26 protein-coding genes are annotated in these 20,261 nt (G+C 74.0%); 18 read left to right on the top strand and 8 right to left on the bottom strand.

All coding sequences use genetic code 11. The annotated features are described in order from the left end of the window. Positions 1 to 55: 55 nt before the first annotated feature. Genes ACWEJ6_RS05610 through ACWEJ6_RS05595 form a run of 4 tightly spaced genes read left to right on the top strand, consistent with a single transcriptional unit; the run spans position 56 to position 3,303 of the window. Positions 56 to 673 (top strand): DedA family protein, encoded by a 618-nt coding sequence (locus tag ACWEJ6_RS05610; RefSeq protein WP_397156810.1) that lies wholly within the window; start codon positions 56 to 58, stop codon positions 671 to 673. Then, positions 657 to 1,757, top strand: coding sequence for a sensor histidine kinase (locus ACWEJ6_RS05605; protein ID WP_449919670.1), 1,101 nt, complete (start codon positions 657 to 659; stop codon positions 1,755 to 1,757). The genes ACWEJ6_RS05610 and ACWEJ6_RS05605 overlap by 17 nt, the downstream gene beginning before the upstream one ends. After that, the gene (locus tag ACWEJ6_RS05600) at positions 1,748 to 2,392 is read left to right on the top strand and encodes a response regulator transcription factor (RefSeq protein ID WP_358286771.1); all 645 of its coding nucleotides are present in this window, start codon (positions 1,748 to 1,750) and stop codon (positions 2,390 to 2,392) included. The genes ACWEJ6_RS05605 and ACWEJ6_RS05600 overlap by 10 nt, the downstream gene beginning before the upstream one ends. Positions 2,393 to 2,403: 11 nt before the next feature. After that, positions 2,404 to 3,303 (top strand): GNAT family N-acetyltransferase, encoded by a 900-nt coding sequence (locus tag ACWEJ6_RS05595; protein WP_452421517.1) that lies wholly within the window; start codon positions 2,404 to 2,406, stop codon positions 3,301 to 3,303. Here the strand turns inward: ACWEJ6_RS05595 and ACWEJ6_RS05590 are convergent. Next, positions 3,282 to 4,223, bottom strand: a complete 942-nt coding sequence (locus tag ACWEJ6_RS05590; protein ID WP_452421515.1) for an alpha/beta hydrolase family protein — start codon at positions 4,221 to 4,223, stop codon at positions 3,282 to 3,284. The genes ACWEJ6_RS05595 and ACWEJ6_RS05590 overlap by 22 nt on opposite strands. 175 nt (positions 4,224 to 4,398) lie before the next feature. Here ACWEJ6_RS05590 and ACWEJ6_RS05585 point away from each other — a divergent pair, with 175 nt between their 5' ends. Both ACWEJ6_RS05585 and ACWEJ6_RS05580 read left to right on the top strand, forming a co-directional pair. Beyond that, positions 4,399 to 4,971 carry a TetR/AcrR family transcriptional regulator gene (locus tag ACWEJ6_RS05585; protein WP_452421513.1) on the top strand — a complete coding sequence of 191 codons (573 nt, stop codon included), beginning with the start codon at positions 4,399 to 4,401 and terminating at the stop codon, positions 4,969 to 4,971. A gap of 61 nt (positions 4,972 to 5,032) precedes the next feature. Continuing rightward, complete coding sequence (locus ACWEJ6_RS05580; RefSeq protein WP_387675116.1) at positions 5,033 to 5,641, top strand: dihydrofolate reductase family protein; 609 nt, start codon at positions 5,033 to 5,035, stop codon at positions 5,639 to 5,641. A gap of 78 nt (positions 5,642 to 5,719) precedes the next feature. Here ACWEJ6_RS05580 and ACWEJ6_RS05575 read toward each other — a convergent pair whose 3' ends face one another. After that, positions 5,720 to 6,388: a TetR/AcrR family transcriptional regulator gene (locus ACWEJ6_RS05575; RefSeq protein WP_452421512.1), complete on the bottom strand. Its 669-nt coding sequence runs from the start codon at positions 6,386 to 6,388 to the stop codon at positions 5,720 to 5,722. A 147-nt stretch (positions 6,389 to 6,535) separates the two neighbouring features. On the opposite strand from ACWEJ6_RS05575, the gene ACWEJ6_RS05570 reads away from it, so the two are divergent. The 5 genes from ACWEJ6_RS05570 to ACWEJ6_RS05550 all read left to right on the top strand — a co-directional run bounded on the left by ACWEJ6_RS05570 (position 6,536) and on the right by ACWEJ6_RS05550 (position 9,563). Further along, entirely contained in the window at positions 6,536 to 6,880 is a 345-nt protein-coding gene (locus ACWEJ6_RS05570) for a hypothetical protein (protein WP_452421511.1), read from the top strand. Positions 6,881 to 6,933: 53 nt separating this feature from the next. Beyond that, entirely contained in the window at positions 6,934 to 7,533 is a 600-nt protein-coding gene (locus ACWEJ6_RS05565; protein ID WP_452421509.1) for an SRPBCC family protein, read from the top strand. A gap of 108 nt (positions 7,534 to 7,641) precedes the next feature. Continuing rightward, positions 7,642 to 8,547, top strand: a complete 906-nt coding sequence (locus tag ACWEJ6_RS05560; RefSeq protein ID WP_452421507.1) for an RNA polymerase sigma-70 factor — start codon at positions 7,642 to 7,644, stop codon at positions 8,545 to 8,547. Between the two features lie 57 nt (positions 8,548 to 8,604). After that, a complete protein-coding gene (locus ACWEJ6_RS05555; RefSeq protein WP_452421505.1) occupies positions 8,605 to 9,024 on the top strand; it encodes an HIT family protein in 420 nt (139 codons plus the stop codon). A gap of 101 nt (positions 9,025 to 9,125) precedes the next feature. Beyond that, positions 9,126 to 9,563 carry an N-acetyltransferase family protein gene (locus ACWEJ6_RS05550; RefSeq protein WP_452421503.1) on the top strand — a complete coding sequence of 146 codons (438 nt, stop codon included), beginning with the start codon at positions 9,126 to 9,128 and terminating at the stop codon, positions 9,561 to 9,563. A 29-nt stretch (positions 9,564 to 9,592) separates the two neighbouring features. Here ACWEJ6_RS05550 and ACWEJ6_RS05545 read toward each other — a convergent pair whose 3' ends face one another. Then, positions 9,593 to 10,417, bottom strand: a complete 825-nt coding sequence (locus ACWEJ6_RS05545) for an alpha/beta hydrolase family protein (protein ID WP_452421501.1) — start codon at positions 10,415 to 10,417, stop codon at positions 9,593 to 9,595. Between the two features lie 81 nt (positions 10,418 to 10,498). On the opposite strand from ACWEJ6_RS05545, the gene ACWEJ6_RS05540 reads away from it, so the two are divergent. The 3 genes from ACWEJ6_RS05540 (at position 10,499) to ACWEJ6_RS05530 (ending at position 12,576) form a co-directional block, all read left to right on the top strand. Continuing rightward, positions 10,499 to 11,083 (top strand): TetR/AcrR family transcriptional regulator, encoded by a 585-nt coding sequence (locus ACWEJ6_RS05540; RefSeq protein WP_452421499.1) that lies wholly within the window; start codon positions 10,499 to 10,501, stop codon positions 11,081 to 11,083. 553 nt (positions 11,084 to 11,636) lie between these two features. Then, the gene (locus tag ACWEJ6_RS05535; protein WP_387675140.1) at positions 11,637 to 12,173 is read left to right on the top strand and encodes a dihydrofolate reductase family protein; all 537 of its coding nucleotides are present in this window, start codon (positions 11,637 to 11,639) and stop codon (positions 12,171 to 12,173) included. Position 12,174: 1 nt separating this feature from the next. Continuing rightward, positions 12,175 to 12,576 carry a hypothetical protein gene (locus ACWEJ6_RS05530; RefSeq protein WP_452421497.1) on the top strand — a complete coding sequence of 134 codons (402 nt, stop codon included), beginning with the start codon at positions 12,175 to 12,177 and terminating at the stop codon, positions 12,574 to 12,576. 25 nt (positions 12,577 to 12,601) lie between these two features. On the opposite strand, the gene ACWEJ6_RS05525 is transcribed toward ACWEJ6_RS05530, so the two are convergent. After that, positions 12,602 to 13,069, bottom strand: coding sequence for a GNAT family N-acetyltransferase (locus ACWEJ6_RS05525; RefSeq protein WP_452421495.1), 468 nt, complete (start codon positions 13,067 to 13,069; stop codon positions 12,602 to 12,604). Between the two features lie 197 nt (positions 13,070 to 13,266). Here ACWEJ6_RS05525 and ACWEJ6_RS05520 point away from each other — a divergent pair, with 197 nt between their 5' ends. Next, on the top strand, positions 13,267 to 13,551 hold the full coding sequence (locus tag ACWEJ6_RS05520; RefSeq protein ID WP_452421493.1) for a hypothetical protein: 285 nt from the start codon (positions 13,267 to 13,269) through the stop codon (positions 13,549 to 13,551). 159 nt (positions 13,552 to 13,710) lie between these two features. Next, positions 13,711 to 14,142 (top strand): SRPBCC family protein, encoded by a 432-nt coding sequence (locus ACWEJ6_RS05515; RefSeq protein WP_452421491.1) that lies wholly within the window; start codon positions 13,711 to 13,713, stop codon positions 14,140 to 14,142. Here the strand turns inward: ACWEJ6_RS05515 and ACWEJ6_RS05510 are convergent. Together ACWEJ6_RS05510 and ACWEJ6_RS05505 are read right to left on the bottom strand one after the other, a co-directional pair. Then, entirely contained in the window at positions 14,139 to 14,810 is a 672-nt protein-coding gene (locus ACWEJ6_RS05510) for a response regulator (RefSeq protein ID WP_397156774.1), read from the bottom strand. The two genes, ACWEJ6_RS05515 and ACWEJ6_RS05510, sit on opposite strands and share 4 nt — an antisense overlap. Further along, positions 14,791 to 16,008, bottom strand: coding sequence for a sensor histidine kinase (locus ACWEJ6_RS05505; protein ID WP_452421489.1), 1,218 nt, complete (start codon positions 16,006 to 16,008; stop codon positions 14,791 to 14,793). The genes ACWEJ6_RS05510 and ACWEJ6_RS05505 overlap by 20 nt, the downstream gene beginning before the upstream one ends. Positions 16,009 to 16,158: 150 nt before the next feature. Between ACWEJ6_RS05505 and ACWEJ6_RS05500 the strand changes: the two genes are divergently transcribed. Next, positions 16,159 to 17,178, top strand: a complete 1,020-nt coding sequence (locus tag ACWEJ6_RS05500; protein ID WP_452421487.1) for a hypothetical protein — start codon at positions 16,159 to 16,161, stop codon at positions 17,176 to 17,178. A gap of 26 nt (positions 17,179 to 17,204) precedes the next feature. On the opposite strand, the gene ACWEJ6_RS05495 is transcribed toward ACWEJ6_RS05500, so the two are convergent. Continuing rightward, positions 17,205 to 17,903, bottom strand: a complete 699-nt coding sequence (locus ACWEJ6_RS05495; RefSeq protein ID WP_452421485.1) for a CTP synthase C-terminal region-related (seleno)protein — start codon at positions 17,901 to 17,903, stop codon at positions 17,205 to 17,207. Between the two features lie 71 nt (positions 17,904 to 17,974). Here ACWEJ6_RS05495 and ACWEJ6_RS05490 point away from each other — a divergent pair, with 71 nt between their 5' ends. Continuing rightward, positions 17,975 to 18,838 (top strand): LysR family transcriptional regulator, encoded by an 864-nt coding sequence (locus ACWEJ6_RS05490; protein ID WP_364335681.1) that lies wholly within the window; start codon positions 17,975 to 17,977, stop codon positions 18,836 to 18,838. Positions 18,839 to 18,878: 40 nt separating this feature from the next. Here ACWEJ6_RS05490 and ACWEJ6_RS05485 read toward each other — a convergent pair whose 3' ends face one another. Beyond that, the gene (locus ACWEJ6_RS05485; RefSeq protein ID WP_452421482.1) at positions 18,879 to 20,210 is read right to left on the bottom strand and encodes a serine hydrolase domain-containing protein; all 1,332 of its coding nucleotides are present in this window, start codon (positions 20,208 to 20,210) and stop codon (positions 18,879 to 18,881) included. Positions 20,211 to 20,261: the final 51 nt, after the last annotated feature.

Below are 20,261 nucleotides of genomic sequence, written 5' to 3'. Positions count from 1 at the left end.
ACATCGGCCGTCCGCCTCATTACCGCCATAACGGATCATTCGTAGCCTGGGGGACATGACGGATTGGTTGATTGCGTTGATGGAGAACCTCGGCGCCTTCGGGGCCGGGCTGGCGATCATGCTGGAGAACCTGTTCCCGCCGCTGCCCAGCGAGGTGATCCTGCCCCTGTCCGGCTTCACCGCCAGCAGGGGCGAGCTGGACCTGCTCGACGTGCTGGTGTGCACGACGCTCGGCTCGGTGGTCGGGGCGCTGGCCCTGTACGGGGTGGGCGCGCTGCTCGGCCGCGAGCGCACGCTGGCCATCGCCGCCAAGCTGCCGCTGGTCAAGGTGACCGACATCGAGAAGACCGAGGCGTGGTTCCTGCGGCACGGCCGCAAGACCGTGTTCTTCGGCCGGATGATCCCCATCTTCCGCAGCCTGATCTCCGTGCCGGCGGGGGTGGAGCGCATGCCGCTGGTGACGTTCACCCTGCTCACGACGGCCGGCAGCGCCATCTGGAACACCATCTTCGTGCTTGCGGGATACTTTCTCGGCGAGAACTGGTCGCTGGTCGAGGCGTACGTGGGGATCGGCACCTACGTGGTGATCGGCCTGGTGGCGCTGGCGATCGCGGTCTTCGTCGCGGTACGGCTGACGGAACGGCGTAAGGGAAGGCATGCGAACCGCCGCTGAGGGGCTGAGGGTGCTGGGCGCGGTGGTCCTGGGCGGGCTGACCGCCCTCGCCGGCGCGCTGTTCCTGCTGCTCACGCTGCCCTTCCTGGGGCGGCCGCGGGTGCGGGCGCTGGCGGCGGGGCTGGCCGGGTTCGAGGCTCGCCGCCTGCGCCTGGACACCGCCGCGCTGGACGCGTTGTCCGGCTGGGACACCCGGCCGGCGCGCTATCTGGCCGCCAGGATCCCGGCCGGGGTGCTGGGCGGGCTGGTGGTGGCGCTGCTGGTCCTCGGCGCGCGCGCCGGAATCCTGCTGCTGGGGGCCTGGGCCCGCGGCGAGCCGTACGACGGGATGACGCCGACGCCGCCGCTGGTGCTGTACTTCCTGGTCGGCGGCTGCGTGTTGCTGTTCATCGCCGTGTCGGGGCTGGTGGGGGTGCACGCGCTGGAGCGGCGGCTGGCCGGGCGGCTGCTGGGGCCCGACCGTACCGAGGCGCTGGAGCGCCGGATCGCCGAGCTGGCCGAGAGCCGGGCCGGGATCGTGGCCGCGGTCGACTCCGAGCGCCGCCGGATCGAGCGTGACCTGCACGACGGGCTGCAGCAGCGCCTGGTGGCGCTGTCGATGCTCATCGGGCGGTCCCGGCGGGGGCGTCCGGAGCTGCTGGAGCAGGCGCACGAGCAGGCCCAGCAGGCGCTGGCCGAGCTGCGCGAGGTGGCCTGGCGGGTCTACCCGAGCGGGCTGGACTCCCTCGGGCTGGGCGAGGCGCTGGCCGGGGTGGCCGAACGCGCGGGCGTGCCGGTCAAGGTGGTGTGCGACCTGCCGAGCCGGCCGCCGATGGCGGTGGAGACGGCGGCGTACTTCGTGGTGAGCGAGGCGGTGACCAACGCCGCCAAGCACGCGGCCGCCACGATGGTGACGGTCGAGGTCAGACAGGAGGACGACAGGGTGCTCGTACGGGTGAGCGACGACGGCACGGGCGGCGCGCGCCCCTCGGGAGGCGGCCTGTCGGGGCTGGCCCGGCGGGTGGCGGCGCTGGACGGCGCCTTCGAGGTGGTCAGCCCGCCCGGCGGCCCGACGACGGTGGCGGCGGGGCTGCCGTGCGGGTGATCCTGGCCGAGGACTCCACGCTGCTGCGCGAGGGTCTGGTCCGCCTGCTGGGCGAGGAGGGCCACGAGGTGCCGGCCGCCGTGAGCGACGGCGAGGCCCTGGTGGCGGCGGTGGCCGAGCACGCCCCCGACGTCGTGGTGGTGGACGTGCGCATGCCGCCGACCCACACCGACGAGGGGCTGCGGGCGGCGCTGGAGATCCGGCGGCGCTGGCCGCAGGTCAAGGTGCTGGTGTTGTCGCAGTACGTGGAGAAGCGGTACGCCACCGAGCTGATGAGCGCCGACGTCGAGGGCGTGGGCTATCTGCTGAAGGACCGCGTGGCGCAGGTCGGCGACTTCCTGGACGCGCTGGAGCGGGTGGCGGCGGGCGGGGCGGCCTTCGACCCGGAGGTGGTGCGGCAGTTGCTGGCCCGTACCACGCAGGTCGATCCGCTGGCCCGGCTGACGGCGCGCGAGCGGGAGGTGCTGGAGCGCATGGCCCAGGGCATGACCAACGCCTCGATCGCCGGGCAGCTGCACGTGTCGCAGAGCGCGGTGGAGAAGCACGTCAACTCGCTGTTCGACAAGCTGGGCCTGTCGCACGCCAGCGGGTACAGCCGCCGGGTGCTGGCCGTCCTGCACTTCCTGAAGTCCTGAAGGGGACCTTCGTGCGTCCGCGCGTCTTTCGTCACGAGGACCTGCCGCGGCTGCGGCAGGTCCTGTCGGGGTGGATCGCCGAGGCCGGGCGGTGCGGCTACGACCACGCCGGTGAGCTGCCGCACCGGGTCTATGACAACCTGCGCGACCGCCGTCCGGCCGCCGAGCTGGTCCGGTTGTGGGAGGACGCCGGTGGCCTGGCCGGGATCGCGATCCTGCTGCGGTTCGGCTGCGCCTTCGACGTCTTCGCCGCGCCCCGGCTGCGCGGCGGGCCGGCGGAGCTGGACATGCTGGAGCAGGCGGCCGCCGCCACCGCGCGCCTGATGGACCCGGGCGAGCGGTACGTGCTGACCGACGTCCTCGACTGCGACGCCGCCCGGATCGGGCTGCTGGGACGGGCCGGTTTCGCGCGGTTCCGGGTGTGGGACCACGTCAACGAGCGCGACCTGCGCGGCCCGCTGCCCGAGCCGGGCGCGCCGGCCGGGTTCGAGGTGCGGCACGCCCGGCCGCAGGACGCTCCGGGTCTGGCCGAGGCGCGTAACGCGGCATTCGGCGACGACTGGACCGGGCCGCTCTACCGTTCTGCGGTGATGGAGCGGCCCGGCTACGACCCGGCCGACGAGATCGTGGTCCAGGCGCCGGACGGCCGGATCGCGGCCTTCGCGGTCGGCTGGCTCGACGGCCGCAACGCGACCGGTCACTTCGAGCCGGTCGGCACGCATCCGGCGTTCCAGCGGCGGGGCCTGGCGCGGGCGGCGATGCTGCACGCGATGCGCCGCATGCGGGCGGCGGGCATGACGGCGGTGACGGTGAACCACGACGCCGACAACGTGGCCGCCCGCGAGCTGTACCGTTCGCTGGGTTTCGTCCGCCGGCACGAGACCTACGGCTACCGCCGTCCGGCCGGCTGATCGGCCTGCTTGCCGTCGATCCGGCCCAGGGGGTGGGGGGCCGCTTCCAGGGCGGCGCGGGCGGCGGGCCAGGCGGGGTCGCCGGGGTTCAGGGCGGTGCGCAGGTAGGCGGTGGTGAGCCGCTGCAGCAGGGCCAGGCGTTCGGGGTTCTCGTCGGTGGTCTCGGCGACGTGGTGTCCGGCGACGCCGCCGAGGGTGTGCTCGGCGCCGAACAGCGTCAGCAGGCTCTTGTCGCCGGGGCTGTGGCGGTAGCCGTCGGTGAACCAGTCGGGTCCGCGCGTCGACAGGGGTGAGTCGTCCTTGTCGCCGGCGACCAGCAGGGCCGGGGTGGTCATGAACTCGAAGGCGGGGTTCATGAAGGGGAAGTGCTCGGCGGCGAACGGTGACAGGTCCCGGCCGCCGGTGCCGGGCAGGGCGAGCAGCACGCCGGCCGTGACGCGCGGGTCGGACAGGTCCTGCCCTGGGCGGCCGTCGGCGTCCAGGATGCGGGCGCCGAGGAGCATGCTGGCGCTGTGGGCTCCCCAGGAGTGGCCGGCGACGGCGACACGGCCGCGGTCCAGGCGTCCGGCCAGGCCGGGCAGGGCTTTCTCCAGGACGTCGAGGCCGTCGATGACGCGCTTGAGGTCTTCGACCCTGATGCGCCAGATGTGGGGGGTGCGGGGGTCGTCGGCGGGCAGGGCGAGCGTGCGGGAGTCGAGGTGGGTGGGTTGCAGGACGGCGAAGCCGTGGGCGGCCCAGAAGTCGGCGAGGGGGGCGTAGCCGTCCATGGACCAGCCGTGGCCGTGGGACAGGACGACGACGGGCAGGTGGTCGCCGGTGGCGGGGGCCGAGACGCGGACCTGGAGGTCCTGGCCCCGTCCGGGGGCGGGCAGGACGACCGGCCGGACCGACACGACGGGGGCGGTGGGCGATGCGGGCATGGTGATGCCTTCCGGGTGGAGTTGCCAGCAGGTGGGCGTGCAGGTGGGCGTGGGAGAGGGCAGGGCTTGGCCGTCGGGCCTTCGCTCTGGCATGATGTTGCAAGCGGGACCGTGTCCCGTTTTCGACGATACGGGACCGTGTCCCGTTTAGCAATGCGACCCTGGGAGGACCGGCGTGGAGGAGTCGCGGCCGAAACGGGCCGACGCGCGGCGCAACGAGGAGAACCTGCTGCGCGCGGCCGCCGCGGTGTTCGTCGCCTCGGGCGTGGAGGCGCCGATCCGCGACATCGCGGCCGAGGCCGGCGTCGGCACCGCCACGATCTACCGCCATTTCCCCACGCGGGCCGACCTCGTCATCGCCGTCTACCGCCACCAGGTGGAGTCCTGCGCCGCGGCCGGTCCGGCCCTGCTGGCCGCCGGTCCGAGCCCGTACGCGGCGTTGCGGGAGTGGATCGGGCTGTTCGTCGACTTCCTGGTCACCAAGCACGGGCTGGCCGCGGTGCTGCAGCCGGACAACACCGGTTTCCAGGCGCTGCACGCCTACTTCCTGGACCGCCTGGTGCCGGTGTGCGCCCAGCTGCTGGAGGCCGCGGCGGCCGCCGGCGAGATCCGCGGCGATCTGGACGCCTTCGAGCTCATGCGCGGCGTGGGCAACCTGTGCATCGGGGCCGAGGCCGACCCCCGCTACGACGCCCGCCGCCTGGTCGGGCTCCTGGTCGCCGGGCTCAGCCGGGAAGGAAGACCTTAAGAGATCCGTAAGCCGGTCCGGCGAGACTTCAGGCACATCCCGAGACGCATGGAGAACCATCATGAGGAAGATCAGCGCGAACCTGTTCATCTCGCTCGACGGCGTCGTCCAGGACCCGGCGGACTGGCACTTCCCGTACTTCAACGACGAGATGGGCGCGGCGGTGACGGCGCAGATGGCCGACACGCTGCTGCTGGGGCGCGAGACGTACGACAGCTTCGCCGGGGCGTGGCCCGAGCGCGAGGCGGCCGGCGGCGAGGACGCCGACTTCGCCAGGACGATCGGCGACGCGCGCAAGATCGTGGTCTCCCGCCAGCCGCTGGAGTTCACCTGGCGCAACTCCGAGCTGCTGCAGGGCGACTTGGTCAAGGGCGTGACGGCGCTGAAGGCCGAGCCGGGCGGCCCGATCGCGATCAGCGGCTCGGTCTCGGTGGTGCGGCAGCTCCTGGCCGCCGGGCTGCTGGACGAGCTGCACCTGCTGGTGCACCCGATCGCGGTGCGCAAGGGCGAGCGGCTGTTCGACGAGGGCGACAGCTCGATCCCGCTGGAGCTGGTCAGCTCGCAGACGTTCGCCACGGGCGTGCTGTACCTGGTCTACCGGCCGGCCGGGGCGGCCGGTGAGGGCTCCTACGACGACGCCAAGACCCACCTGCCCCAGGACGTCCGGTAACACGCTCTGCCTGTTGTGACAGGCCCGGCCTCGCCTTCTGCGGCGGGCCGGGCCTGTCGTGCGCGCGGGGTCAGCGGGTCAGGGGGTCAGCAGGTCGTCCAGTTCGGCTGCGAAGAGCAGGGCGGGGTCGAAGCCCATGCCGGCGAAGTGGCCGGCCAGTTCCAGGGACAGCACGCCGTGGATCCGGGTCCAGAAGCTGAGGGCCCGGTGCAGGACGGCGGGCGGGGCGAGGTGGTCGCCGGCCCAGTCGCGGTGGGCGTCCAGGTGGTGGTCGAGCTGGGTTTCGGGATGCCGGGGCGGGGCGGCCGAGGCGGCGTCGAGCAGGAGGGTCATGATCTGGGATGAGATGGCGGTGATGTCGTCGGGGGCGTGGTAGCCGGGGACGGGGGTGCCGTAGATGAGCAGGTAGCGCTGGGGGTCGCGCAGGGCCCAGCCGCGGACGGCGTGAGCCAGCCCGGCCAGCCCGCCCCCTTCGGCGGCCTTTTCGGCGGCCTTCTCGGCGGTTGAGCGGAGGGTGTCGGCGAGGCTGCGGTAGGCGTCGCGGATGAGTTCGGTGATCAGCTCGTCGCGGTTGGCGTAGTAGCGGTAGAGCGCGGGGCCGCTCATGCCCATCTGCTTGGCGATCGCGTTGAGGGACAGCGCGGAGGCCCCCGTCGTGGCGATCTGCTGCCAGGCGTGTTCCTTGATCTCGGCACGGATCTGGGCGCGGTAGCGCTCGCGCGGGCTCGCCGTGCCGGTGTCCGCCATGCCGTGCCGCCTTCCGCCGCTACACCCAAGAGATTTAGTTAGAGGCTATCACGAAGGTTGTTGACACTCCTTTCTCTGTGCGGTTATAACTTCTAACGAACGCATGAGCTTCTAGCCGTTCGCATCCGTCCAGGTGAAGGGAACGTCATGACCACGTACCAGCCGTCCACCCGTCCCGGTCGTAGTACGCCGGTGGCGGTGAGCGTCGCCGCCTGGGCGGTCCCCGTCATGATCGTCGGCCAGTTCGCGCTGCTGGCGATCGTTCCGGTCGCGGTCGTGCTGGTCGGCGCGCTGCGTCAGGCCCGGGACCGGCTGGTCCGGTGGGCGGCCGTGCTGGTGGCCCTCGCCTACGCGGCGCCGTTCGCCGTCTGGGTGGCCCGGCCCGGCGGTGCGCCGAGCCTGTCGAAGGACATGCACCCCGCCTTCGCCGTGCTGATCGTCGCCGCCTGCGCCGCGCTCGTCGCGGCCATCGTGCGGGCCGGACGGCGCTGACGGCATCCCCGGCCTGGCCGCCCTTTCTTCGATCCCTCAACGAGAGGAACACCATGTTCAGCAACGTCCGCGTCGCCTCGATCCTGATCCCGCTCGCCGTGGCCGGCGTCCTGGCGGGCAACGTCCCGGCCGCCCACGCCGCCGCCGGGGCGGCCCAGTGCCGGGGGGAGGGGGTCGACGCCGCCGCCCGCATCCGTTACCGGGCCGACATCGTCATCAAGGCTCCGCTGAGCAGGATCTTCGGCCTGCAGACGCGGGTGGAGCAGTGGCCCGACTGGCAGCAGCCCGTCCTGTCCAGCAAGCGGCTGGACCACGGCCCGCTGCGTCCCGGCTCGTCGTGGCGGTGGACCACGCCCGCTCCGGCCACCGCCACCACCCCGGCCACCACCATGCACATCACCTCCACCCTCCGGCGCGTCAGGCGCGAGGCCTGCCTGCTGTGGAGCGGCCCGGCGGTCGGCACGGGCGTGCGCATCGACCGGGGCGTGCACCTGTGGACGTTCACCGAGGTCAAGGGCGGTGTGCGCGTGCACACCGAGGAGACCTGGACCGGCGGCCAGGTCGAGGCGGACGTGGCCACCGCCACCAAGCTTCTCGGCGCGGGGCTGGAGGCATGGCTGCGCGACCTGAAGGCCGCCGCGGAGTCCCGCTGACCGCCCGCGCGATGTGACGGGCGCCACTGTCCCCGGATGTCACGCGGCGGCGGCGACCGGCGTCTGGTGCGTGTGGCAAGGTCGAGAACCGACAGGCGGGAGCACGAGATGGACACCAGCGTCGAACCGGCGGACCAGGCGGACCAGGCCGACAGCGCGACCCGGACGTTCGTCGAGCATCGCAACCTGCTGTTCACCGTCGCCTACGAGATGCTGGGCTCGGCCGCCGACGCCGAGGACATCCTGCAGGAGACCTGGCTGCGGTGGGCGTCGGTCGAGCTGGAGTCCGTGCGTGACCGGCGCGCCTTCCTGGTCCGCATGGTCACCAGGAAGGCGCTGACGCGGCTGCGCACGATGCGCCGGCGCAAGGAGTCCTACGTCGGGCCGTGGCTGCCCGAGCCGCTGCTGACCTCGCCGGACGTGGCCGAGGACGTCGAGCTGGCCGAGAGCGTCTCGATGGCGATGCTGCTGGTGCTGGAGACGCTCCATCCCACCGAGCGCGCGGTGTTCGTGCTGCGCGAGGTGTTCGGCCTGGAGTACGACGAGATCGGCGAGGCCGTCGGCAAGACCCCGGCGACGGTGCGGCAGATCGCCCACCGCGCCCGGGGGCATGTGGCCGCACGCCGTCCCCGGGCGAGCGTGTCGGCCGAGCAGGCGCGTCAGGCGCTGGCGGCCTTCCAGAGCGCGATCGAGACCGGCGACCTGCAGTGTCTGCTCGACCTGCTGGCTCCTGACGTCGTCCTGCTCACCGACGGCGGTGGCGTGGTGCGGGCGGCGCTGGCGCCGATCGAGGGTGCGGCCACGGTGGCCGGGGTGCTGTCCAGGCTCGCCGGGACGGCCCGTTTGCGCCCGGCCCACGTCAACGGCCATCCGGCGCTGCTCGTCGACCTCGACGGCGAGATCGACAGCGTCGTGGCGATCCGCCTGGACGGCGGCCTCATCAGCGGCCTGTACGCCGTGCGCAACCCCGGCAAGTTGTCGCGGATCGGGCATGAGACCGTCGTGAGCCGCTGACGGGCCGCGGGGAAATCCGGGTGCGGCCGCCGTCTGTCGTCGCCGATCATGCCCGGTATGGAAGCGTGTGTGTTCTGCGAGATCGTCGCCGGGCGGGCCGTGGCCAGCGTGGTCTACGGCGACGACGACGTCCTGGCGATCCTCGACCTCCGTCCGGCCACGCCCGGTCACGTCCTGGTGATCCCGCGCGCGCACGTCGCCGGCCTGGCCGAGGCCGGTGACGCGGTCGGCGGGCCGATCTGGCGGGCGGCCCGGCGGGTGGCGGCCGCGCTGCGTGCCTCGGGGCTGCGTTGCGAGGGGGTGCGGCTGTCGCTGGCCGACGGCGAGGCCGCCGGTCAGGAGGTCTTCCACCTCCACCTGCACGTGGTGCCGCGCTTCGCGGGCGACGGCGTGGTGGTCGGCGCCGAGTGGCGCAGCCGCTCGCGCGCCCGGCTCGACCAGGACGCGGCGCTGATCCGTGCCGCTCTGCCGCGCTGACCCGCCCGCCGACCCGCTGGCCCGCCGACCCGCTGACCTGGGGCCGGCCGCTGAGCGGCGACAGGCACGGAGGGAGCGCGGCCTGTTGTTATGCTCCCCGCATGTTCCGCGAGGCCCGGCTTGACGACTTCGAGCACATCGTCCGCCTCTATCGGCAGTTGCAGCCGGATGACCCGGAGGTCGTGGACGGGTCCGATATGGCGGTCTTCCGGCAGATCCTCGCATCCCCCGCGCTGCGTCTCTTCGTGCTCGAACTGGACGGGGCCGTCGTCGCGACGACGTACCTCAACGTGATCCCCAACCTCACCCGGTCGGCCTCGCCGTACGCCGTGATCGAGAATGTCGTCGTCGAGGCGTCCCGGCGGGGCGCCGGGCTGGGCAAGCAGATCATGGCCGCCACCCTCCAGGCCGCGTGGGAGGCCGGCTGTTACAAGGCGATGCTGATGACGAGCTCGCGCCGGCCTGCGACCCACGCCTTCTACCGCGCCTGCGGCTTCTCCGGTGAGGCCAAGCACGCGTACGTGGCCCGTCCCTCCTGACGGCCCGCCGCCCGTGGCAGGCGCGCCGGTCACAGGGAGCGTTCGAGGAAGCCGAGGATCGTGCGGGCCAGGGTGACGCGGTGGTCCGACAGGGCGTGGTCGGTGGGGAAGAGGTGGTCTTCGAGGCGTTCGACCGGGTGTGCCCGGTAGGCGGCGACCAGGGGTTCGTGGTGCACTTCGTGCGGCGTGACGACGTCGTGGCCGGTGCCGGCGAGCAGCACGGGGCGGCCGGCCAGCCGGGGCGCGAGCCGGGCCAGGCGCCAGGCGTCGCCGTTCGCCTCCATCTCCTCGACCAGCGCCTGCCCGCTGGTGCCGCGCAGGGGGGCCAGCTCGCCGTCGAACGCCTTGACGTACCCGGCGCGTACCTCGGCGTCGGCGCGGCACAGCGCGGCGGCCACGCCCAGGTCGAACGCGGCGACGGAGGCGACGGCGGTCACGGACGGGTCCGCCGCGGCCGTCGTCAGCGCCGCGAACCCGCCCATGCTGTGGCCGACCAGCGCCAGGCGCCGCGGGTCGAGCCGGTGGGCGGCGGCCAGGCCGGGCAGGGCGGCGACGACGGCGGCGGCGTCCTCCAGCACGTGCCACCAGGACCAGGTGCCGCCCACGCCCCATGATCCGCGGTAGTGGAACACCAGGGCGGCGTAGCCGGCGCGGCGCAGCGTCTGGGCGAGGTCGAAGTTGCGCTCGTTGCCGGGGAATCCGTGCAGCAGCACGACGACGGGGTGCGGGCCGCGTCCGGCGGGCAGGTGCAGCACGCCGAGCAGGCGCTCGCCGCCGCTGTCGAACGTCACGTGCGGCGTGGTGGCCGGGAAGCCGGGGTCGCGCGGCGGGTCAGCGGCAAGCGGGTCAGACATGGGTGAACTCCCCGAGATCGAACCGACCGGTACGACCCGAGACATTAGCAGCCGATCGAACCGACCGGTACTATCCAAGCCATGCCCGTGGCCAAAGGCTCCACGATCGACCCCGCCCGCACCCGCGCCGCCATCCTGAGCGCCGCCACCGACCTGCTGTACGAGCGTGGGCTCGACGGCATCGGCGTCGCCGGGCTGTGCGCCGGGATCGGCATCTCCAAGGAGACCCTGTACCGGCACTTCGGCACCAAGGAGGGCCTGGTCGAGGCCGTGCTGCGGGAGCGCAGCGACCGGGTCGCCCGCTGGCTGGCCGGTCGCGTCCAGGCCGCGGACGACGATCCGCGCGCCCAGCTGGCCGCGGTGTTCGACGCCCTGCGACAGTGGTACGCCGACCCGGGCTTCCGCGGCTGCGCCCTGCTGAACGCCGCCGCCCAGCACCACGCCGACCCCGTACGGGCCATCACCGCCCGCCACCTGGACCGCTACCTTGAGCTGCTGACCGGCGTCGCCGAACGTGCCGGGGCCGGCGATCCGGGGCTGGTGGGGCGGCAGCTGCTGATGCTGGTCGAGGGCGCGACCGTCGTCGCGGCCCATCATGACAGCGCAGCGGCCGCCGACCACGCCCTCCAGGCCGCCCTGACCCTCCTGTCCGCCACCACCCCCTGAATGCTCCCCGCCCCTGGAAGCCCTTCCCCCTAAGGTCGGAACGTTCCCCGCGACCGACACCGAAGCCGTTCCGCGACTGATCCAGAGCGTTCCGGGGCGACCCACGACCGGAGACCCGTCCACCGGCGAGCCGTTCCCGCAGCCCCACACGGGCACCCCATCCGGGGGGAGGCCGCATGGGTGTGCCTTCAGGCCCGCCTTTGGGGCATCCTCGCCACTCCAGGCCAGGAGGCATCCTCTGACCTGTGGCGCGGATCCCCGCCCGTCGCGATGGCGGCACATGCCCGGAGGACCGCCCCCAGCGCCCTCGGCCCGAGAGCCGCCGCCCGGCCAGGCGGGTGCGCAGATTCGCTTCCTCCCGAAGGGGGCGCCCCGCGCCGGAGCCTTGCTGGTTCTACCGCTCCGTTCCTCCGTCACGCAGCCCTCGCCTTCCGGCCCGGCCGCACGTGCCCAGCAGGCCCGGACGCGCACTTCGGACAACGGAAGTCGTCTTGACAACTTCATTTGTCGGTGGGAAGGTTGAGGCACCTCAGGAACTCAAGGAGCGACAATCATGCGAAAGATCACCGCGGGCCTGTTCATCTCCCTCGACGGCGTCGTCGAGGCCCCCGACACCTGGCACTTCCCGTACTTCAACGACGAGATGGGCCAGTCGGTCGGCGCGCAGATGCAGGCCGCCGACGCCATGCTGCTGGGCCGGCACACCTACGAGGAGTTCGCCGGATACTGGCCGCACCAGGACCCCGAGAAGGAGCCGATGGCCGAGGCGATGAACTCCTCGACCAAGTACGTCGTCTCCACCACGCTGACCTCGCCGTCCTGGCAGAACACCGAGGTCGTGAGCCTGGCCGACCTGGCGGCGTTGCGCGAGGGCCCCGGCGGAAACATCTCGGTCGTCGGCAGCGGCACCCTGGTCGTCTCGCTGCTGCGCGAGGGCCTGCTCGACGAGCTCAACCTGCTGCTCCACCCGATCGTCGTCGGCTCGGGCAAGCGACTGTTCGACGACGCGCGCGAGCAGATCCCGCTCACCCTGACCACCTCCACCACCTTCAGCACCGGCGTGCTGAACCTGATCTACACGAGGGCGTGACATGGCCGCCAAGACCGTCGCCGACAAGCTGCTCGTCAAGCCGGCGACCACCGTGTGGGTCTCCGACCCCGCCCATCGGCCGCTCCTGGGGGCGCTGCCCGAGGGCGCCCGCGAGGCCGGATCCGTCAAGGAGGCGGACGTCGCGCTGATCTTCGCCTCCGACGCCGCCGCGGCCCGCCGGATCCTGGACGAGCACCGCGACGAGATCACCGCGCCGCCCGTGGTCTGGGTGGCCTACCCCAAGGGCAACAAGTCCGACATCAACCGCGACACCCTGTGGCCCATCGTCGGCGAGTACGGGCTGCGTCCCAACGGCCAGGTCGCGGTGGACGAGACGTGGTCGGCGCTGCGCTTCCGCGCACTGAAGGACGGCGAACCCCCCTTCACGGGCGGCCGCAGCTGACCCCAGCCACCATCCGCCTGACCGGTCAGGCGGACAGGTCGTCGCCCAGCACCAGCAGCAGATGCTCGTCCTCGCCGTGCCGGACCGTGCCGGCGCGCCGGAACCCGTGGCGTTCCAGCAGCCGCACCGAGCCGGTGTTGCCCGCGAACGGGTCGGCGTACAGGGGCCTGGTCTTCTCCTCCGCCAGGAACAGCCCCAGAGCCGCGGTGCCGACGCCGCGCCCCCAGAAGGGGCGGCCCAGCCAGTAGCCGACGAACCGCCGCCGGCCCTCCCACCAGGACACCACGTTCCCGGCCACCTCACCCCCGACCGTGACCGTGCGCACCAGGACGGTGGGATCGCCGAGCACCCGGGTGTTCCAGTGGGTCATGAAGGCCACCCGCTCGCGAGGGGCGAACCTGGACCGCCGGACGGCCTCCTCGTCGTGCTCGTGCTCCAGGAACACCTCCAGATCGGCCTGCAGGACGGGCCGCAGCCGCACGTCATCGCTCATGCCCGCCGAGTGTGCCACCAGGCACCGACAGTTCCGGCGGACACGCCTCCCGCGCCGCCGTTTCCCTCACCCAATGTGATCGCAGCCCTGCCTTTGGGCTGCTGACCGGGGATTTTACCCGGCCATCGAGCTTCACGGAGAGTGACATGGGGTAGTCACGGTGCAGAGTCGCCCGCTCGGGCAGGGAGGAGGAGCGCATGACAGGCACAGCCGTCAGCGGGCCGGGGGCCGTCGTCGAGGTGCCGACGGTCACGCTCGCCGGCGGCGGAGTCGCGGCTCGGGCCGCGACGGGCACGGGCACGTCCCCGGTCAGGGCCGCGAGCCGCTGCGGTCACCACGGTCACCCCGACGGTCACCCCCATGACGCGGGGCCGGCCGTTGTCCGCAGCGCAACCGCGTACCGCCCGGCCGGCCGGCCCATGCCGTACCCCACCGCGTACGGCATGGCCGGCCACGGCGGGAGCTCCTCGCCGGGGTCGTGATCCCGATGCCGGTCCCGCCGCCGGGTCTGACTTCCCCAGTCCTCAGCCCGGCGGCGGGACCTTCTCATGCCCACCCCTGCGCCCGTGCCGGGTTCGTCCGGCCGGATCATGAGCACGTATCTCATGTCCTGAAGAAGAAGAAGAAGGAGGAGGCCAGGGATGAGACCGGTGTACGCCGGTGCGGCGGTGGAGGTGGCCGCGCGGCCGGAGGAGGTGTTCGCGCTGATCACCGACTGGCCGCGGCACAGCGAATGGATGTTCATGACGTCGGCGCGCCAGGTGGGCGAGCACCGGGTGGAGGCCTACACCGGGGTGCGGCCGGTGGGATTCCTGGACACGATGACGATCGTGGCCTTCGAGCCGCCGTCGTACGTGCTGATGGAGCACACCGGGCGGCTGGTGCGCGGGCGGGGCGCGATCCGGGTGCGGCCGTGGCGGGGCGGCAGCCGGGTGATCTGGGCCGAGGAGCTGCTGCTGCCGCTGGGCGCGGCGGGCCGGGCGTTGTGGCCGTTGGGACGTCCGGTGGTGACGGCCCTGGCCCGGCATTCGCTGCGCAGGCTGGCGCGCCTGCTGGAGGCGCCGGCCCGTTAGGTGGCGTCGTGGACGACCAGAGCCAGTTGCACCCGGTTGTCCAGGCCCGCCTTGGTCAGGACGCGCGAGATGTAGCCCTTGACGGTGCCCACGCTCATGTGCAGCTCGCCGGCGATGACCGCGTTGGGCTTGCCCTGCCCGACGGCGAGCGCCACCTGGCGCTCCCGCTCGCTGAGGGCCGACAGCACGCGGCGGGCCTCGGCGCGCCGCCGGTCGTCCTCCTCGGGCATCAGGTGGGCGATCAGCCGGCGGGTGACGCTGGGCGACAGGCTGGGCTCCCCGGCCGCCACCCGTTTGACGGCCTCGACGATTCCTTCGGGCGGGGTGTCCTTGAGCAGGAACCCGCCGGCTCCGGCGCGCAACGCCCGGAAGACGTGCTCGTCGGCGTCGAAGGTGGTCAGGATGATGACCTGCGGGGCGCCGGTGCGGGCGCGCAGCCGCCGGGTGGCCTCGATGCCGTCGAGGCCGGCCATGCGGATGTCCATCAGCACCACGTCGGGGGAGTGCTCGGCGACCGCGGCCTGGACCTGGCCGCCGTCGGCCACGGCCCCGACCACGCGCAGGTCGGGCGCGCCTTTGAGCATCAGGGTCAGCCCGGTGCGGACGAGCGCGTCGTCGTCGACGATCAGCACCCGGATCGGGCCGGGCTCACTCCGCGACTCCTCCACGGGGCCATGGTAGCCGTGCGGCCAGCCGGAACCCGCCGTCGCCGGCCGGTCCGCGGTCCAGCCTGCCGCCTGCCAGGGTGACGCGTTCCTCCAGGCCGGCCAGCCCCGCCCCGGCGCCGGTGTCGGCCAGTTCCGCCCGCGGCCCGGCGGGCGGCGGGTTGCGCACCTCGACGGTCAGCTCCCGGCCGGCCGTGCCGCGCACCTCGACGGTGACGGTCCGGCCGGGGGCGTGCTTGCGGGCGTTGGTCAGGCCCTCCTGGACGACGCGGTAGGCGGTGCGCCGGGTCGGCTCGGGCAGGTCGGCGAAGCGTATGCCGTGTTCGCGCAGGTCGATGCGCATCCCGGCCCGCCGTGACTCCGTCACCAGCGGCTCCAGCCCGGCCGGCGGCTGCTCGGCGGAGGGCCGCTCGGCCGAGGCGGGCTGGTCGCCGGGGTGCCGGCGCAGCACGCCGATGACGCCGCGCAGCTCCTGCAGCGCCTGGTGGGCGCTGGCGCGGATGACCTCGGCCGCCTCGGCGACCTCGGCGGGCGTGGCGGCGGCGTTGAAGCGCAGCGCGCCGGCGTGCACGGCCAGCAGCGACAGCCGGTGGGCCAGCACGTCGTGCATCTCGCGGGCGATGTCCAGGCGTTCGGCGCGGCGCGCTTCCTCGGCGCGTTGCCGCTGGTCGGCCTCGGCGCGGCGGGCGCGTTCGGCCAGCGAGGCCAGCAGTTGCCGGCGGGTCCTGGCCAGGATGCCCCAGCCGGTGACCGCCCCGCCGAACAGCACCGCGACCAGCGCCCACACCGGGTACGGCGCCAGCCCCGGCGGCCGCAGGGCGAACCTGGCCAGCGAGGCGGCCACCCACGCCGCGCCGACGGCCACGGCCGCGGGCGGACGCCGGTAGAGCGCGACGACCAACGTGGCGATCCCGGCGGCGACCGAGGCGGCGGCGGCCGGGATCGCCAGCGCGACCGCGGCCAGCCCGGCGGCCACCGGACGGCGGCGGCACCACCACAGCGCCGCGCACGCCGCCGCGCCGCCGATCACGTCGGCCCACACGTACCAGCGGGGCGTGCCGGGCCCGAGGTCTCCCCACACCACCGAGACGGCGCCGGCCAGGGCGAGCACGACCCCTCCGGCAACCGCGACCCGCTCCCGCCGCGACCGCCCGCCCTGAATCTCGTCGCCCGTCTGCGGGCTGTTCGCCCCGAACACCATGGCCGATCGTAGCCCGCACCCGCCGTGCCGGGCGGCAACCGTGGTCACCGGCCGTGGCAACCAAAGTCGTGCCCGGGGCGCGACCGCGGTGGCCACGGACCGGCCGCAAGGCAGCAGCGCCGCCCCCACGCGGGAGGGGAACGTGGGGGCATGGTCTCCCTTCAGGCACGCGGCCGGTGGGCCGCGCTCGTCCTGGCCGGGCTCACCCCGGTCGTCGCCGAGCTCACGCTGGGCAATCCGCCGCTGCGCCAGGCGTGGCTGCTGCTGGTGTGGACGCCGATCTACGGCGCGGGCACCGTCCTGATCCGCGAGCTGGTACGCCGTGCCGGCCGCGGGTGGGGGTCGGTGCTGCTGCTGGGGGCGGCGTACGGGATCGTGGAGGAGGGGCTGGCGCTGCAGGCGCTGACCAGCCCCACCCTGTACGGCGCGGCGGAGTGGGCGCCGCGCGTCCTTGGCCTCAACAGCGCCTACACCGAGCTGAACATCCCCTACCACGCGGTGTTCAGCGTGGCGCTGCCGATCCTGCTGGCCGACCTGATGTTCCCGGCGCTGCGCCACCGCCCCTACCTGGGGCGGGCCGGGCTGGTGGTGGCTGGCGTGGTGTTCGTGCTGGGCGTGCTGCTGCTGCGCTGGACGGCGGCCTTCATGGACCCCGGCTACCTGGCGCCGTGGCCGGTGCAGGCGGGGATGCTGCTGGCGGTGGCGGCGCTAGCCGTCCTGGCGTTGCGGGTCGTCCCGCCGCCGCCGGCCGGGTCGGCGCGGGCGGCCGGGGGGCCGGCGGGCGTGCCCGCTCCGGCGCCGGTGGCGGTGGGGGCCGGGGTCGTCGCGTTCGGGTATCTGGCGCTGCTGTTCCCCTTCGGCGGGGCCCGGCATCCGGCCTTCACCCAGGGCGGCTGGGTGGCGGCGCCGATGGCGGCCGCGGCGCTGCTGGCCGTGGTGGCCGCGCTGCTGGTACGGCGGTGGGCCGCGCACGGCGGCTGGGGCGACCGGCACAGCCTGGCGCTGGCGGGCGGCGCGCTGATCGGGCACACCGCCTTCGGCGTGCTCGCCAACGGCCAGACGGCCGCCGACCGGGTCTCGCTCACCGTGCTCGGCCTGGTGACGGCCGCTCTCCTGGCGCTGCTGGCCCGCCGTACGGGCCGGCTGTCAGCGCCGGCCGGCACGCGCTGACCCGCAGCGCCCGTACGGACTGACGTTCAGCGGGTCACGGCGGCGGGCTGGGCGTGGCGCCGCACGGCGGCGGCGAACGCGGCGATCAGCGGGTGCGGACGCCGCCCGTCGCCGGCCAGCTCCGGCTGGAACAGCGTGCCGACGAAGAACGGGTGGCCGGGCAGCTCGGCCACCCGCACCATGCCGTCCTCGGCGTGGCCGGAGAAGACGAGCCCGTGTGCGGTCAGCGTCCCGCGGTAGGCGTCGTTGAGGCCGTAGGAGCAGCTGTAGGCCTCGACGATGGACGTGGTGCCCATGATCTGCTCGATCCGCGAGCCGGGGGTCAGGCGCACCAGCCCCTCGTGCCCGGCCAGCGAGCACGACAGCGGCTCCAGCAGGAACGCCCCGGCGCCGGGGGTGTTCTCGGCGTGCTCGACGTCCATCCCGCACACGTTGCGGCCGTACTCCAGCAGCATGTGCTGGAAGCCGCCGCAGGTGCCCAGGAACGGGATGCGCCGCTCGCGGGCGGTGCGGGCGGCGTTGACGGCGCCGGCCTCGCTGGCGTACGGGCTGCCGGGCATGATCCAGATGCCGTCGAAGCCGTCGAGGTCGTCGGCCTCGGTGGTGGGGGTCCAGTAGGGGTCCAGGGCGATGCCGTCGCGTTCGCGCAGCGCCTCGATCAGGCGGGGGACGCGGGCGTGGGACCGGACGCCGGGTGAACGGTCTGCGACCAGGGCGATTCTCATGCCTCCCATCGTGACCTCCACCCGCCCTTAAGCGCCAACGATGATGTCTGCACCTGCTATAAGCATTACTGATGGACCCGAATCTGTTGCGCACGTTCGTGACGGTGGCCCGCCTGCGCTCCTTCTCGGCCGCCGCCCACGAGCTCGGCTACACCCAGTCGGCGATCTCCCAGCAGGTGGCGGCGTTGGAGGCCGATCTGGGGCTGCCGCTGCTCGGCCGCCGCCCGGTGGAGCCGACCCCGGCCGGTGAGCGGCTGCTGGAGCACGCGGGGCCGCTGCTGCTGCGCCTGCGGGCGGCGCGCGCCGACGTGCTGCGGGCGGCGGCCCAGCCGGCCCACCGGCTGCGGCTGGCCGCGACCCCACTGGCGGTCAACGCGGTGCTGGCCGGACGGCTGGCCGAGGCGCGCGCCGCCCAGCCGCGGCTGCGGGTGGAGGTGCGCACCTGTGACCGGGAGCGGCTGGCCGAGCTGCTGGCCGAGGGTGAGGCCGAGCTGGGGCTGGCCGACGGCATCGCCGCGCCCAGCGACCCGCTGCGCCTGCCGGAGTCGGGCCCGATGACCACGGTGGGCGTCAGCGAGGAGGACCTGGTGGTGGCGTTGCCGCCGGGGCATCCGCTGGCGGGACGCCGGGCGCTGCGGCTGGCCGACCTCGTCGACGCCCGCTGGCTGCAGACGCCGCTGTGCCCGTTGCCGCGCCTGCGTGACCTGGCCGGTGACGGGTTCGCCGCCGCGCTGGTCTACCAGGGCGACGACGTGCACACCGTGCTCAACCTGGTGGCCGCCGGGCACGGGCTGACCCTGCTGCCCGCCTCGGCCGGGCGGGGGGTGCCGCTGGTGGCGCCGCGCCTGGTGCACCGCGTGGAGCTGGTGCACGGCGCGCTGCCGCCCGGCCCGGCCGCCACCCTGGCAAGGGCCCTGACCGGCCCGCCGGCCTGACGCGCCGGATGCGGGCCGGTCGGGTCCGGCAGGGGACGGGTCAGGCGTGCCAGCCGGTCACGCCGCCCGGCACCGGCGCGGCCGGGTCGTAGGGCTCGCGGGTGAAGACGAACGTGTTGAGGTCGAGGTGGTCGGCGGCCACGCGCAGCCTCTCGCCGGCGTAGTAGCCGTCCAGCCCGAGCCAGGTGCCGTCGTCCTGGGGCACGAACCGGGAGGCGCGCCCGCTGCCGTCCACGGGCGCCAGCGACAGCCCGCGCTCGGGCAGCAGCCGCAGCGCGTACGGCTTGGGACCCCAGTGCCACAGCCCGGTCAGCGCCAGCAGGTCGGGGTCGGCGGGGGCGGGCTGCCACTCCTCGGGCAGGCGCGGCTCGTGCTCGTCGAGGATGTCGAGCAGGTCGGTGGGCAGGGAGCCGGTCATGCCGCTGGTGGTGTTGGCCATGAACAGCACGCCGACGCGTTCGGCCGGGTCGGCCCACACGGTGGCCAGGAATCCGGGCATGGACCCGGTGTGCCCGGCCAGGCGGCGCCCGCCGACGCGGGCCAGTTGCAGGCCGAGCCCGTAGCCGGCGGTCCAGGAGTCGCCGTCGGCGACGCCGGCCGGTTCGCGCATCTCGGCCAGGGTGTCGGGCGACAGCACGCCGCCGGTGTCGCCGCCGACGAAGGCGGCCCAGCGGGCCAGGTCGTGCGGGGTGGACCACAGCTGCCCGGCCGGCCCCATGGCCACGGCGTCGTGCTCGGGCTCGGTGAGCACCGTGTCGGCCCACGGGTGGACGGCGTAGCCGGTGGCGTGCGGGGCGCGGGGGCGGGCGGTGGTGGCGTTCATCTCCAGCGGCGCCAGCACCTCCTGCCGCACGGCCTGCTGCCAGTCGGCGCCGCGCAGCCGGGCCACCAGCTCGCCCAGCAGCGCGAACCCGACGTTGGAATAGTGGAAGAGGCGGCCGGGCCGGTGCCTGACCTGGTCGGGGCCCACCCGCTTGAGCAGGTCGGGCAGCTCCAGGCCGGGGGTGCGCTCCCACCAGTCGGTCGGCGGTTCGGCGGTCAGGCCCGAGGTGTGCGACAGCAGCTGGGCGATGGTCACCTGCCCGGCGGCGGTGCCGGGCAGGTGGCGCTCCAGCGGGTCGGTCAGCGCGAGCTTGCCCTCGTCGCGCAGCCGCATGACGGCCACGGCCACGATCGACTTGGTGATCGATCCCAGCCGGTACTGGGTGGCCGGGGTCGGCGGGCCGTCGCCGACGCGGCCGCGGCCGCCGAACCACACCGTCCGCCCGTCTCGGACGATCGCCGCCGTCAGCGACGGCACCCTGCACTCGGCCTGCTCGACGGCCAGCCTGCGCAGCAGCGCGCGGGCCGTCACCTGTCCCACCTGACTCATGGGCGACAAGACTAGCGGCGTCGGGTGGCCGCCAGGTGCGTACCTGCCGCC

It is taken from the genome of Nonomuraea sp. NPDC004702, assembly GCF_053601695.1.
Note: the sequence above shows the minus strand (reverse complement) of the source record. Positions and strands in the feature narration are given on the sequence as shown.

Coding starts and splice junctions, on each gene's coding strand:
- ACWEJ6_RS05610 (WP_397156810.1), top strand. CDS start 56: ATGACGGATTGGTTGATTGCGTTGATGGAGAACCTCGGCGCCTTCGGG.
- ACWEJ6_RS05605 (WP_449919670.1), top strand. CDS start 657: ATGCGAACCGCCGCTGAGGGGCTGAGGGTGCTGGGCGCGGTGGTCCTG.
- ACWEJ6_RS05590 (WP_452421515.1), bottom strand. CDS start 4,223: ATGCCCGCATCGCCCACCGCCCCCGTCGTGTCGGTCCGGCCGGTCGTC.
- ACWEJ6_RS05580 (WP_387675116.1), top strand. CDS start 5,033: ATGAGGAAGATCAGCGCGAACCTGTTCATCTCGCTCGACGGCGTCGTC.
- ACWEJ6_RS05575 (WP_452421512.1), bottom strand. CDS start 6,388: ATGGCGGACACCGGCACGGCGAGCCCGCGCGAGCGCTACCGCGCCCAG.
- ACWEJ6_RS05570 (WP_452421511.1), top strand. CDS start 6,536: ATGACCACGTACCAGCCGTCCACCCGTCCCGGTCGTAGTACGCCGGTG.
- ACWEJ6_RS05565 (WP_452421509.1), top strand. CDS start 6,934: ATGTTCAGCAACGTCCGCGTCGCCTCGATCCTGATCCCGCTCGCCGTG.
- ACWEJ6_RS05560 (WP_452421507.1), top strand. CDS start 7,642: ATGGACACCAGCGTCGAACCGGCGGACCAGGCGGACCAGGCCGACAGC.
- ACWEJ6_RS05555 (WP_452421505.1), top strand. CDS start 8,605: ATGGAAGCGTGTGTGTTCTGCGAGATCGTCGCCGGGCGGGCCGTGGCC.
- ACWEJ6_RS05550 (WP_452421503.1), top strand. CDS start 9,126: ATGTTCCGCGAGGCCCGGCTTGACGACTTCGAGCACATCGTCCGCCTC.
- ACWEJ6_RS05545 (WP_452421501.1), bottom strand. CDS start 10,417: ATGTCTGACCCGCTTGCCGCTGACCCGCCGCGCGACCCCGGCTTCCCG.
- ACWEJ6_RS05540 (WP_452421499.1), top strand. CDS start 10,499: ATGCCCGTGGCCAAAGGCTCCACGATCGACCCCGCCCGCACCCGCGCC.
- ACWEJ6_RS05535 (WP_387675140.1), top strand. CDS start 11,637: ATGCGAAAGATCACCGCGGGCCTGTTCATCTCCCTCGACGGCGTCGTC.
- ACWEJ6_RS05530 (WP_452421497.1), top strand. CDS start 12,175: ATGGCCGCCAAGACCGTCGCCGACAAGCTGCTCGTCAAGCCGGCGACC.
- ACWEJ6_RS05525 (WP_452421495.1), bottom strand. CDS start 13,069: ATGAGCGATGACGTGCGGCTGCGGCCCGTCCTGCAGGCCGATCTGGAG.
- ACWEJ6_RS05520 (WP_452421493.1), top strand. CDS start 13,267: ATGACAGGCACAGCCGTCAGCGGGCCGGGGGCCGTCGTCGAGGTGCCG.
- ACWEJ6_RS05515 (WP_452421491.1), top strand. CDS start 13,711: ATGAGACCGGTGTACGCCGGTGCGGCGGTGGAGGTGGCCGCGCGGCCG.
- ACWEJ6_RS05505 (WP_452421489.1), bottom strand. CDS start 16,008: ATGGTGTTCGGGGCGAACAGCCCGCAGACGGGCGACGAGATTCAGGGC.
- ACWEJ6_RS05500 (WP_452421487.1), top strand. CDS start 16,159: ATGGTCTCCCTTCAGGCACGCGGCCGGTGGGCCGCGCTCGTCCTGGCC.
- ACWEJ6_RS05495 (WP_452421485.1), bottom strand. CDS start 17,903: ATGAGAATCGCCCTGGTCGCAGACCGTTCACCCGGCGTCCGGTCCCAC.
- ACWEJ6_RS05490 (WP_364335681.1), top strand. CDS start 17,975: ATGGACCCGAATCTGTTGCGCACGTTCGTGACGGTGGCCCGCCTGCGC.
- ACWEJ6_RS05485 (WP_452421482.1), bottom strand. CDS start 20,210: ATGAGTCAGGTGGGACAGGTGACGGCCCGCGCGCTGCTGCGCAGGCTG.